We start from the raw sequence: 12,312 nt of genomic DNA on the forward strand, positions 1-12,312 counted from the left end.
GCAGCATGACTGGAACCACCCGCACAGGAATGCGACGGACCATCCGACCGAGCTTCCGGGTCAGCAACAGCCCATAGACACCGATGGTCATAAGCTTGGTTACGCAGACCGGTAATTTCCCCCACACGCAGCTCACTAAATTTCCTAGATATCCGGGAACCGTTTCTTTTTATAAAACCACCTAAGGCGCGAACCCACGGGTTCCCTAATCAGATGCCTAATCATTAAAAACGGAAAACCTTGATGAATGTAGACCGCCCCGGCCCTAGCGGCTCCAATCAATACAATACCGGATACGCCCAGGCAAACGGCCCGTCAGGCCCCCAGTCGTCGATAGACCGGCAGGGGCACGACTCTATCAGTGCACCTACCGGCAATACGGGCAGGGCACCTGGCGATCATCGCAGCGTCGACGCCATCACCAGCACCCCGCTTTTTGCGAGCGCGCGCGAGGCGCTCAAGGATGACAATCTGACGGGGATCAAGTCTCAGACAGGTGACTGGGACGACGTGAATGCATCGGACGATACTCGGGCCGACCGGGCCGCAAATGCCGAGCGCGTATTCCGATACACCGACGCCAAGGGCGGCACCGAGTCGACACCAAATAGCAACCAGATAGAAGGGGCGATTTACACCCGGCCAATGATGCTAGGCGCCAGTTCTGACAGTAGCTATGACTACGTGGAGGGTTCGGAAGCAAACACGCTTTCTAACTTCGCGCAGAACGGCTACAAAGCCTTCGCTCAGTAATCGGCAGGCTGCAAGCAGCGGGCGTGACGACGCTCGCTGCGCTAATACACCTCGGTGGCCTGACTGAAATGTCAGTCCCTCGCAGTCCGCCATAACCGACTGACCAACGACACCACAACCAATACCGCCGCCCCGGCGATAATCCCCACACCCGCGTTCAACAGGGTCGGCATCAGCCACGCCACCCCACCGACACTCTGGCTCACCGTTTCCACCCAATGATGCACCACCGGCACGCCATGGGTAAGGATGCCGCCACCGACCATGAACATCGCCGCCGTGCCAATCACCGACAGGCTCTTCATCATGTAGGGCGCCGTCCGCAGGATCCCGCCGCCGATACTGCGTGCCACCTGGCCAGGCTTTTGGGTGAGCCACAGGCCCAGGTCATCCAGCTTGACGATGCCGGCCACCAGCCCGTAAACGCCGATGGTCATGACGATGGCAATGCCCGATAGGACGATCACTTGCTGCATCAACGGCGCATCGGCCACAGTGCCGAGGGTGATGGCGATGATTTCCGCGGAGAGAATGAAGTCGGTACGGATCGCGCCTTTGATCTTGTCCTTTTCAAAGGCCACCAGATCAGTGGCCGGGTCGGCCACCGCTTCAACCAGCTGCGTATGTTCGGCCTGGACTTCAGCCTTGCTGTGCAGGAACTTATGCGCGAGTTTCTCGAAACCTTCGAAGCACAGATACGCGCCACCGAGCATCAACAACGGTGTCACGGCCCAAGGGGCGAAGGCGCTGATCAACAACGCGGTGGGCACCAGGATCAACTTGTTGATGAAGGAACCCTTGGCAACGGCCCATACCACCGGAATTTCGCGCTCGGCACGCACGCCGGAAACCTGCTGGGCATTTAGCGCGAGGTCATCGCCGAGCACCCCGGCGGTCTTCTTCGCGGCCACTTTTGTCATCAGGGCAACGTCATCGAGTACTGCGGCGATATCGTCGATCAACACCAACAAGCTGCTTCCTGCCATGAATCGGGCTTCCTTAAGAGAGGGATGGGCGGAGCATAACGCGGCGCAGGGCTTTGCGGGCACATTGTTGAGGCCCGCGGATGGCCGGTGCTACCATGCTCGACCGCCTGTCCTGGCAAGGAAACCTCCCGTGCTCAGTTTCATAGATACGTTTCTCTTTTGGCGAATGGCTGTTGTCGTCAGGCAAGGAGCCGCGATGACTCATAGCTCGCTATGGGGAGGAGCGGCGACGCAGAATGGCGGCAGCAGACGCCGTCAAAAAGAAACAGTATCTGTGAGACTGAGCACTTTATGAGCACCATTCGCGAGCGCAACAAAGAAAAGATCCTGCGGGCGGCGAGCGAGGAGTTTGCCGACAAGGGCTTCGCCGCGACCAAAACCAGCGACATCGCCGCCAAGGCCGGGCTGCCCAAGCCCAACGTCTATTACTACTTCAAGTCCAAGGACAACCTCTACCGCGAGGTGCTCGAAAGCATTATCGAGCCGATCCTGGTGGCTTCCACGCCGTTCAATCCCGAGGGTGAGCCTTCGGTGGTGCTGAGTAATTACATCCGCTCGAAAATCCGCATCTCCCGCGACCTGCCTTTCGCCTCCAAGGTGTTCGCCAGCGAAATCATGCATGGCGCACCGCACCTGAGTACCGAGCAGGTCGAACAACTCAATGCCCAGGCCAAGCACAATATCGACTGCATCCAGAGCTGGGTGGATCGCGGGTTGATTGCGGCTATCGACCCCAACCACCTGATGTTCAGCATCTGGGCGGCGACGCAGACGTATGCGGATTTCGACTGGCAGATTTCGGCGGTGACCGGTAAGGCCAAGCTGGATGAGGCCGATTATGAAGCGGCGGCGCAGACGATTATTCGGTTGGTGCTCAAGGGCTGTGAACCCGACTGACACACCGAGGGGCCTGTGCCAATCGGGGGCAAGCCCCCTCCCACATTTTGAACTGCGAACACAGCCAACAGTGTGGGAGGGGGCTTGCTCCCGATGAGGCCCTTACAGTCACACACGACTTAAGCTGACACCCCCGCATCCGCCATCAACCCCACCCCCTCGATCGCCGTGATCGCACACTGCTCATCAATATCCGACGTATCCCCGCTGATCCCGATCGCCCCCAGCACCACCCCGGCCTGATCCCGAATCAACACCCCACCGGGTGCCGGCACTACGCTGCCCTGCCCCAGGCTATTTAACGCCGCGATAAACGCCGGCCGTTGCTGCGCATCCAGCGCCAGCAAGCGCGAGCCCTTGCCCAGCGCAATCGCGCCCCAGGCCTTGCCGATGGCGATTTGCGGGCGCAGCAGGCTGGCACCGTCTTCGCGCTGCAGGGTGATCAAGTGGCCGCCGCTGTCGAGGACCGCGATGGTCAGCGGCGCGGCCGAAAGGGTGCGGCCGGCGCTGAGGGCCTGGCTGGCCAGTTGGGTGGCAATCTTCAAGGTTAAAGCGCTCATGGTGCCGTCCTTCTTTTGTTATTGGGAAAGCGGTGGAGGTCTGTTTGATCAGATGCTCAACCAAACAAATAGAACACAATGACATTTGTTTTTGTATACAATATTTTCAAACAAAGGCTCCACACGTCGAAAAAAGCCGTTCCGACGAACGCAAAGACCAATCAATAAAATGGATTGACCTGCGCCGCCCGCCGTGAATACACTTTAGACAGACACCACTTGTATACAATTACAAAACGCAAGAGGCACCAAAGTCATGAGCAAAATGAGAGCAATCGAAGCCGCCGTCCTCGTCATGCGTCGTGAAGGCGTGGACACCGCCTTCGGTATCCCAGGTGCTGCGATCAACCCGCTGTATTCGGCCTTGCAGAAGGTGGGTGGCATCGATCACGTCCTTGCTCGCCACGTTGAAGGCGCCTCGCACATGGCCGAGGGTTACACCCGCACCAAGGCCGGCAATATCGGCGTGTGCATCGGCACCTCGGGCCCGGCGGGCACCGACATGGTCACCGGCCTCTACAGCGCCTCGGCCGATTCGATCCCGATCCTGTGCATCACCGGCCAGGCGCCACGGGCCCGCATGCACAAGGAAGACTTCCAGGCCGTGGACATCACCAGCATCGTCAAGCCGGTGACCAAGTGGGCGACCACCGTGCTCGAGCCGGGCCAAGTGCCATACGCCTTCCAGAAAGCCTTCTATGAAATGCGCTCCGGCCGCCCTGGCCCGGTACTGATCGACCTGCCGTTCGACGTGCAGATGGCCGAGATCGAATTCGACATCGACGCCTACCAGCCGCTGCCACTGGCCAAGCCACTGGCCACGCGCATCCAAGTCGAAAAGGCACTGGCGCTGCTGGATCAGGCTGAACGCCCGTTGCTGGTGAGCGGTGGCGGTGTGATCAACGCCGACGCCAGCGAGCTGCTGGTGGAGTTCGCCGAATTGACCGGCATCCCGGTGATCCCGACGCTGATGGGCTGGGGCACCATTCCCGACGATCACCCGCAGATGGTGGGCATGGTCGGCCTGCAAACCTCCCACCGCTACGGCAACGCGACGATGCTCAAGTCCGACGTGGTGCTGGGGATCGGTAACCGCTGGGCCAACCGCCATACCGGTTCAGTGGAGGTGTATACCGAAGGGCGTAAATTCATTCACGTCGACATCGAACCGACGCAGATTGGCCGCGTATTCACCCCGGACCTGGGCATCGTGTCCGACGCGGGTTCCGCGCTAACGATGTTTATCGAAGTAGCCCGCGAGAGGAAAGCCGCCGGCAAGCTCAAGGACCGCAGCGCCTGGCTGCATGACTGCCAGCAGCGCAAAGCGACCCTGCACCGCAAGACCCACTTCGATCACGTGCCGGTCAAGCCGCAACGGGTCTACGAAGAAATGAACCAGGTGTTCGGCAAAGACACCTGCTACGTCAGCACCATCGGCCTCTCGCAGATTGCCGGCGCGCAGTTCCTGCATGTGTACAAGCCACGCCACTGGATCAACTGCGGCCAGGCCGGCCCGTTGGGCTGGACCATTCCGGCGGCGCTGGGCGTGGTCAAGGCCGACCCGAGCCGCAAGGTGGTGGCGCTGTCCGGCGACTATGACTTCCAGTTCATGATCGAAGAGCTGGCCGTGGGCGCGCAATTCAAGCTGCCGTACATCCACGTGGTGGTGAACAACTCCTACCTGGGGCTGATCCGCCAGGCCCAGCGCGGGTTTGAAATGGACTACTGCGTGCAGTTGTCTTTCGACAACCTCAACGCGCCGGAGCTGAACGGGTATGGCGTCGACCACGTCGCGGTCGCCGAAGGCCTGGGTTGCAAGGCCCTGCGCGTGTTCGAACCGGGACAGATCGCGCCGGCGTTGCGCAAGGCCGAACAAATGATCGAGGAGTTCAAGGTGCCGGTGATCGTCGAGATCATTCTGGAGCGCGTGACCAATATCTCCATGGGCACCGAGATCAACGCCGTCAACGAATTCGAAGACCTGGCCCTGGTCGGCAACGATGCGCCGACTGCCATTTCCCTGCTCGATTAAGGAGAACCCTATGCCGCGCTTTGCCGCCAACCTGTCCATGCTGTTTACCGAGCAGGACTTCCTCGCCCGCTTCAAGGCCGCAGCCGATGCCGGTTTCCAGGGTGTCGAGTACCTGTTCCCCTACGAATTCAGCTCGGCTGACATCAAAGCCCAGCTCGACGCTCACGGCCTGACCCAGGTGCTGTTCAACCTGCCGGCCGGTGACTGGGCCAAGGGCGAACGCGGCCTGGCGTGCCACCCGGACCGGGTCGAGGAATTTCGCGCCGGGGTCACGTTGGCTATCGCCTACGCCCAGGTACTGGGCAATACCCAGATCAACTGCCTGGCGGGGATTCGGCCCCAGGGTGTGGATGATGAAACCGTGGAAAAGACTTTTGTCGCCAACCTCAAGTACGCCGCCGACAAGCTGCAAGCGGCGGGCATCAAGCTGGTGATGGAGGCGATCAACACCCGCGATATCCCTGGCTTCTACCTGAACAACACAGCGCAAGCCCTGTCGATTCGCGAGCAGGTGGGCAGTGACAACCTGTTCCTGCAGTACGACATCTACCACATGCAAATCATGGAAGGCGACCTGGCCCGAACCATGGCCGCGCACCTGGGGGAGATCAACCACATCCAGCTGGCGGACAACCCTGGGCGCAATGAGCCGGGAACGGGGGAGATCAACTACCGCTTCCTGTTCGAACATCTGGACCGCATCGGGTACGCGGGCTGGGTCGGCTGTGAGTACAAGCCGTTGACCACTACCGAAGCGGGTTTGGGCTGGCTTAAAACCCACAATGCCATCTGACAAACACCACATAAGAAGAGGCATTCATCATGGCTAAAATCGGATTTATCGGCACCGGCATCATGGGCCAACCCATGGCCGCGAACCTGCAGAAAGCCGGGCATCAACTGTTTCTTTCCGAGCACCACGGCAAGGCGCCGGCCGAGCTGATCAGCGCCGGCGCAGTGGCCTTGGCCAACCCGCAGCAAGTCGCCCAGGAAGCCGAGTTCATTATCGTCATGGTCCCCGATACCCCGCAGGTCGACGACGTGCTGTTCCGCGCCGACGGCGTGGCCGCGGGCCTGTCGCCGCACAAGGTGGTGATCGACATGAGTTCGATCTCGCCCACCGCCACGAAAGCGTTTGCCGCCAGGATCAATGAAACCGGCGCGCAGTACCTTGATGCACCGGTGTCCGGCGGTGAAGTCGGCGCCAAGGCCGGCACCTTGAGCATCATGGTCGGTGGCGAGCCGCAGACCTTCGAACGCGCCCTGCCGCTGTTCCAGAGCATGGGCAAGAACATCACCCTGGTGGGCGGCAATGGCGACGGCCAGACCGCCAAAGTGGCCAACCAGATCATCGTCGCGCTGAATATCCAGGCAGTGGCCGAAGCGCTGCTGTTTGCCTCCAGGAACGGCGCCGACCCGGCCAAGGTGCGTGAAGCGCTGATGGGCGGCTTTGCCTCATCGAAGATCCTCGAAGTGCATGGCGAACGCATGATCAAGGGCACCTTCGATCCGGGCTTTCGCATCAACCTGCACCAGAAGGACCTGAACCTGGCCCTGGCCGGTGCCAGGGAACTGGGAATCAACCTGCCGAACACCGCCGGCACCCAGCAGGTGTTCAGCACGTGCGCGGCGATTGGCGGCGGGAATTGGGACCACTCGGCGTTGATCAAGGGGCTGGAGCATATGGCGAACTTCTCGATTCGCGATAAATAACCCCCCGTTGAAATGGCTGCACCTCTAATAACAAAAATCCCCCGGGAGCCCGCTTATGTCGGTCGATCCGCAACACCTGCTTCGCGAGCTGTTTGCCACAGCCATCGACGCCGCCCACCCCCGGCACGTCCTTGAACCCTACCTGCCGGCGGACCGTAGCGGCCGTGTGATCGTGATCGGCGCCGGCAAGGCGGCGGCCGCCATGGCGCTGGTCGTCGAGAACTGCTGGCAGGGCGACGTCTCGGGCCTGGTGGTGACCCGCTACGGCCATGGTGCGCCGTGCCAGAAAATCGAAGTGGTCGAAGCCGCCCACCCGGTGCCCGATGCCGCCGGCCTTGCAGTGGCCAAGCGCGTGCTGGAACTGATCAGCAACCTCGGCGAAGACGACCGGGTTATTTTCCTGCTCTCCGGCGGCGGTTCCGCCTTGCTGGCGCTGCCCGCCGAAGGCATCAGCCTGGCCGACAAGCAGGCCATCAACAAAGCCCTGCTCACCTCCGGCGCCACCATTGGCGAGATGAATTGCGTGCGCAAGCACCTCTCGGCGATCAAGGGCGGTCGGCTGGCCAAGGCCGCCTGGCCGGCAATGGTCTACACCTACGCGATTTCCGATGTGCCGGGCGACCAGGCCACGGTCATCGCCTCCGGCCCCACGGTCGGCGACCCGAGCACCTCGCAACAGGCGCTGGCGATCCTCAAGCGCTACGGCATCGACGCACCGGCCGCCGTGCGCAGCTGGTTGCAGAATCCGGCCTCGGAAACCGTCAAGCCCGGCGACCCGGTGCTCGCCCGCAGCTACTTCCAGCTGATCGCGCGCCCGCAACAATCGCTGGAAGCGGTGGCGGTGAAAGCGCGCCAGGCCGGTTTCAGCCCGCTGATCCTCGGCGACCTGGAAGGCGAAGCGCGGGAGGTGGCCAAAGTACACGCCGGCATCGCGCGGCAAATCGTGCAGCACGGCCAGCCGCTGGCGGCGCCGTGCGTGATCCTCTCGGGCGGTGAAACCACCGTCACCGTGCGCGGCGCCGGCCGTGGCGGACGCAACGCCGAATTCCTGCTGAGCCTGACCGACAGCCTCAAAGGCCTGCCCGGCGTGTACGCCCTGGCCGGTGACACAGACGGCATCGACGGTTCCGAAGACAACGCCGGCGCGATCATGACCCCGTGCAGCTATGCGCGAGCCGAAGCCCTGGGCCTGTCGGCCAGCGACGAGCTGGATAACAACAACGGTTATGGCTACTTCGCCGCCCTCGACGGCTTGATCGTTACCGAGCCGACCCGCACCAATGTCAATGACCTGCGTGCCATCCTGATCCTTGAGACTGCCCACCATGACGCCTGACAGGAAGGTCAAGATCCTCGCCACCCTCGGCCCGGCCACCGACGGTATCGACGACATCCGCGAGCGGGTGCACGCCGGGGTGAATATCTTCCGCCTCAACTTCAGCTACGTTGACCATGCCGATCACGCCCGGCGCTACCAATGGATTCGCCAGGTGGATGAGGTGTGCTCCACAGCGCTGGAGATTGCCCAGGCCCAGGGCATGGCGCAGCGCGGGCAGCCGGGGCCGACCAACTCCTTGCGTATAGAGACGCTGATCCAGCGCCTGTAGAGGCCCCATCGGGGTGTAGAACCCCTCCCACATTGGACTGCATTCACACATCTAACTATGTGAACCCAATCAAGTGTGGGAGGGCTTGCCTCCGATGGGCCCAACTCGGTCCCACTGAATACCCATCATGCACAACCCAATTTGCCCCGACTGGGCCGAAGCCCTGCTCAACGGCTTCAGCCAGATTTTCCTGCAACGCCATCCGCTGTGCGGCCTGCTGTGCCTGTTGGCGATCCTGATCGGCGCTCCGGCCTTGTTTGGCGGAGCGTTGCTGGGTGGCGTCGCGGGGTTGCTCACGGCCCAGCGTCGCGACTATCCCAAGGCCGAGCGGCAGGCCGGGCTGTATAGCTATAACGGCGTATTGCTGGGCCTGTTGATCAGCCAGCATTTCGCCTGGTCAGCGTTGTTGCCGCCGCTGATCCTCGCGTGCGGCGGCTTGAGCGCGATCCTCACGCGGCAGTGGTTGAAACACGCTACGCAGCCCGACGACCTGCCCGCCTACACCGCGCCCTTTGTCGGCCTGGGTTGGCTGCTGTTGGGCAGCGTTCCGCACAGTACCTTGGCCCTGAGCGAGGCCGATACCCTGGCTGCGCTCGGCGCGCCGTTCACCGGCCTGGCGCAAATCATGCTGCTGGACCAGCCGCTGGCAGGCGCGCTGATTGCCCTCGGCCTGTGGCTGGCGAACCGGCGCGCCGCGGTCTGGGCCGTGATCGGCGCCAGCAGCGGCGTACTGATCGCCCTGTTGCTGGACGAAACCACCGCCGCCCTCCTCGGCCTGCACAGCTACAACCCGGCTCTCGCGGCCCTGGCGCTGAGCCAGGCACGGCACCAACCGTGGCTGCCGCTGCTCGGCATCCTCCTGGCGATCGTCCTCACACCGGGCTTTGCCGCCCTGCACCTGCCCGCACTCACCGCGCCGTTTATCCTCGCCTGCTGGCTGGTACGTGCCGGCGGCCGAATACTCAGGAAACCCCGCATGGACAGCCCCTTCGAATCCCCCTAGGCTTGCTCGATATTCGATTCAGGCGGGTTTTATGGACAGCAATAACGACTGGCGTCAGCGGCTCTACGTCATGGTTTTTCAAAGCGACACCGTCGCCGGGCGGCGCTTTGACGGCATCCTGCTGTTGATCATCCTCGCCAGTCTGGTGATCGTGATGCTCGACAGCATCGACCAGGTCCACCAGAACTACGCCGATGTGCTGGCCTACATTGAATGGGGCTTCACGCTGATCTTCCTGATCGAGTACGGGTTGCGCCTGTACTGCTCGCCCAAGCCGTTGCGCTACGCCTTCAGCTTTTACGGGCTGGTGGATTTGCTTGCCATCGTGCCCGGCATCCTTGCGCTGTATTACAGCGACGCGCAGTACCTGCTGATCATCCGCATCATCCGGATGCTGCGAATTTTCCGCGTGCTCAAGCTCAGCCCGTACCTCAAGCAGGCCAACTACCTGATGGCGGCGCTGCGCGGCAGCAAGCAGAAGATCGTGGTGTTCCTGGTCAGCGTGTGCACCCTGGTGACGGTGTTCGGCACCTTGATGTATGTGATTGAAGGCCCGGAGCACGGCTTCACCAGTATCCCCAAGGGCATCTATTGGGCGATCGTGACGCTGACGACCGTGGGCTTTGGCGATATCGTGCCCAAGACGCCGTTGGGCCAGGTGATTTCGTCGCTGGTGATGATCACCGGTTACTCGATCATCGCCGTGCCCACGGGTATTTTTACTGCCGAGCTGGCCAGTGCCATGCGCGGTGAGCAACTGCAACACGACTGCCCGGTGTGCAGGAAAAACAGCCATGAGCCCAACGCGGCGTTCTGTTCGCGCTGTGGCAGCGCCCTTTTTAAGAAAGTGGAATAAGCAAAGTTCTTTTTAATCTTTAAGCGACTAAGTGCCCCCGGCTATAGTCGCTGGCAATGTGCCTCCCTCTTCTCCCGAACAACAAGGAATGAGCAGTGAAAAAACTCGTAAGCGCCTCTCTCCTGGCCGCCGGCCTTGCCCTGGCGGGCGTCGTCCAGGCCGCCCCGGTCACTCTGCTCAACGTCTCCTACGACGTGATGCGCGATTTCTACAAGGACTACAACACCGCCTTCCAGAAGCACTGGGAAGCCGAGCACCCGAATGACAAGCTGACCCTGCAGATGTCCTTCGGCGGTTCCAGCAAACAAGCGCGCTCGGTAATCGACGGCCTGCCGGCTGACGTGATTACCATGAACATGGCCACCGACATCAACGCCCTGGTCGACAACGGCAAACTGGTGCCGGACAACTGGGTCAGCCGCCTGCCGAACAACAGCGCGCCGTTCACCTCGGCCACTGTGTTCATCGTGCGCAAGGGCAACCCGAAAGCCCTGAAAGACTGGCCGGACCTGTTGAAAGATGGCGTGCAAGTAATCGTGCCCAACCCGAAAACCTCGGGTAACGGCCGCTACACCTACCTGTCGGCCTGGGGTTATGTGCTCAAGAACGGCGGCGATGAGGAGAAGGCTAAGGCCTTTGTCGGCAAGCTGTTCAAACAGGCGCCAGTGCTGGACACCGGTGGCCGTGCCGCCACCACCACGTTCATGACCAACCAGATCGGCGACGTGCTGGTGACCTTCGAGAACGAAGCGGAAATGATCGCGCGGGAATTCGGCCGTGACCAGTTCGAAGTGGTCTACCCAAGCGTCTCCGCCGAAGCCGAGCCGCCGGTGTCGGTGGTGGATAAAGTGGTCGAGAAGAAAGGCACCCGCGTGGCGGCTGAAGACTACCTGAAGTACCTGTGGTCGCCGGAAGGCCAGGAAATCGCCGCCAATAACTACTTGCGCCCACGTGATCCGAAGGTGCTGGCCAAGTACACCGACCGCTTCCCGAAAGTCGACTTCCTGTCGGTAGAAAACACCTTTGGTGACTGGCGCACCGTGCAGAAAACCCACTTCAATGATGGTGGCGTTTTCGACCAGATCTACAGCGGCCAGTAACCCGACCTGACTGAATAAACTCGGTCAACATGTGGGAGGGGGCAAGCCCCCTCCCACATTTGGATCTGTGTTTTGCAGTTACATCGGCGGCGTCACGCCATCCTTGCCGGCTGAGATAGCTTGGGCAGTGATTTTCCCATCCGCCCCCTGCGCCGCAAACAACACCACCTTCACCCCCGGCTTGAGCAAGCTGCGGTCCCCCGGTTCCAGGTTGACGATCGGCACATCCTCCGGCACCACGATCTTCTGTTCGCCGCCTTTGTATTTCACGGTCAACGTCCGCCCTTTGCTGACCACCAGGTCGCCGACAGTGCCGTTGGTCATGCTGCTGCCTTCCTTCAGGTCAAACGCCCGATGCCCGTCGCCGGTGCCGGCCATGGCCGGTGGGAACACATGCACTTCCAGCGCCGTCAGGGTGCCGTCGGCGTTGGGCATGGCGGCCGAGCCGATGTAGCTGCCAGGCTTGATTTCATCGATCTTGGCCAGGGTGACGGCGCGCACCTGGGTCGCTTGGGTCAGGTGCACGGTGACTTCTTCACCGCTGTTGACCTTGACGTGCAGGGCGTCGCCGTCGACTGCCGTGATGGCGCCACGCACACCGACGCGCGGCGCCTCGGCCGCATTCGCCAGCCCCACCGCCATCGCGGCGGCAAGGGTGGAAGCCAGGAGCATCTTGTTCAACGTGATCTTCATTGCAATGGATTTCCTGTTTCGGCAATTGGGACTGACTGTATCATTGCCGTTCGCGCAGAAAATTAACGATTCACTCATCATTACCGGGCATGAGTGTTATCACTGCCGGCGG

12 protein-coding genes and 1 pseudogene are annotated in these 12,312 nt (G+C 61.6%); 10 read left to right on the forward strand and 3 right to left on the reverse strand.

Going from position 1 to position 12,312, the window contains the following annotated elements; all coding sequences use genetic code 11:
* The first annotated feature begins 243 nt into the window (after positions 1 to 243).
* Entirely contained in the window at positions 244 to 753 is a 510-nt protein-coding gene (locus HCF10_RS19215) for a hypothetical protein (protein ID WP_167656185.1), read from the forward strand.
* A gap of 71 nt (positions 754 to 824) precedes the next feature.
* Here HCF10_RS19215 and HCF10_RS19220 read toward each other — a convergent pair whose 3' ends face one another.
* Positions 825 to 1,739: a DUF808 domain-containing protein gene (locus HCF10_RS19220; protein WP_167656186.1), complete on the reverse strand. Its 915-nt coding sequence runs from the start codon at positions 1,737 to 1,739 to the stop codon at positions 825 to 827.
* A gap of 291 nt (positions 1,740 to 2,030) precedes the next feature.
* On the opposite strand from HCF10_RS19220, the gene HCF10_RS19225 reads away from it, so the two are divergent.
* Positions 2,031 to 2,636 (forward strand): TetR/AcrR family transcriptional regulator, encoded by a 606-nt coding sequence (locus HCF10_RS19225; RefSeq protein ID WP_145338029.1) that lies wholly within the window; start codon positions 2,031 to 2,033, stop codon positions 2,634 to 2,636.
* Between the two features lie 119 nt (positions 2,637 to 2,755).
* On the opposite strand, the gene HCF10_RS19230 is transcribed toward HCF10_RS19225, so the two are convergent.
* On the reverse strand, positions 2,756 to 3,196 hold the full coding sequence (locus HCF10_RS19230; RefSeq protein WP_131699473.1) for a GlcG/HbpS family heme-binding protein: 441 nt from the start codon (positions 3,194 to 3,196) through the stop codon (positions 2,756 to 2,758).
* Between the two features lie 256 nt (positions 3,197 to 3,452).
* Between HCF10_RS19230 and gcl the strand changes: the two genes are divergently transcribed.
* From gcl to HCF10_RS19270, 8 genes and pseudogenes are all read left to right on the forward strand, one after another.
* Positions 3,453 to 5,228, forward strand: a complete 1,776-nt coding sequence (gene gcl, locus HCF10_RS19235; RefSeq protein WP_167656187.1) for a glyoxylate carboligase — start codon at positions 3,453 to 3,455, stop codon at positions 5,226 to 5,228.
* 10 nt (positions 5,229 to 5,238) lie between these two features.
* Positions 5,239 to 6,021, forward strand: a complete 783-nt coding sequence (gene hyi, locus HCF10_RS19240; RefSeq protein ID WP_167656188.1) for a hydroxypyruvate isomerase — start codon at positions 5,239 to 5,241, stop codon at positions 6,019 to 6,021.
* 29 nt (positions 6,022 to 6,050) lie between these two features.
* Positions 6,051 to 6,941: a 2-hydroxy-3-oxopropionate reductase gene (locus HCF10_RS19245; protein WP_145338033.1), complete on the forward strand. Its 891-nt coding sequence runs from the start codon at positions 6,051 to 6,053 to the stop codon at positions 6,939 to 6,941.
* Between the two features lie 55 nt (positions 6,942 to 6,996).
* Entirely contained in the window at positions 6,997 to 8,277 is a 1,281-nt protein-coding gene (locus tag HCF10_RS19250; RefSeq protein ID WP_167656189.1) for a glycerate kinase type-2 family protein, read from the forward strand.
* A pseudogene (locus HCF10_RS31715) lies at positions 8,267 to 8,464 on the forward strand (pyruvate kinase); the annotation flags it as partial. The gene HCF10_RS19250 and the pseudogene HCF10_RS31715, both read left to right, overlap by 11 nt.
* A 211-nt stretch (positions 8,465 to 8,675) precedes the next feature.
* Positions 8,676 to 9,551 carry an urea transporter gene (locus HCF10_RS19260; protein ID WP_167656190.1) on the forward strand — a complete coding sequence of 292 codons (876 nt, stop codon included), beginning with the start codon at positions 8,676 to 8,678 and terminating at the stop codon, positions 9,549 to 9,551.
* Positions 9,552 to 9,582: 31 nt separating this feature from the next.
* Entirely contained in the window at positions 9,583 to 10,407 is an 825-nt protein-coding gene (locus tag HCF10_RS19265) for an ion transporter (protein ID WP_115488098.1), read from the forward strand.
* 95 nt (positions 10,408 to 10,502) lie between these two features.
* Positions 10,503 to 11,507, forward strand: coding sequence for a sulfate ABC transporter substrate-binding protein (locus tag HCF10_RS19270; RefSeq protein ID WP_167656191.1), 1,005 nt, complete (start codon positions 10,503 to 10,505; stop codon positions 11,505 to 11,507).
* 78 nt (positions 11,508 to 11,585) lie between these two features.
* Here the strand turns inward: HCF10_RS19270 and HCF10_RS19275 are convergent, their stop codons facing one another.
* Positions 11,586 to 12,200, reverse strand: coding sequence for a DUF5666 domain-containing protein (locus tag HCF10_RS19275; protein ID WP_131699480.1), 615 nt, complete (start codon positions 12,198 to 12,200; stop codon positions 11,586 to 11,588).
* Positions 12,201 to 12,312: the final 112 nt, after the last annotated feature.

This window comes from Pseudomonas sp. B14(2022), assembly GCF_012030485.1.
GTDB lineage: Bacteria > Pseudomonadota > Gammaproteobacteria > Pseudomonadales > Pseudomonadaceae > Aquipseudomonas.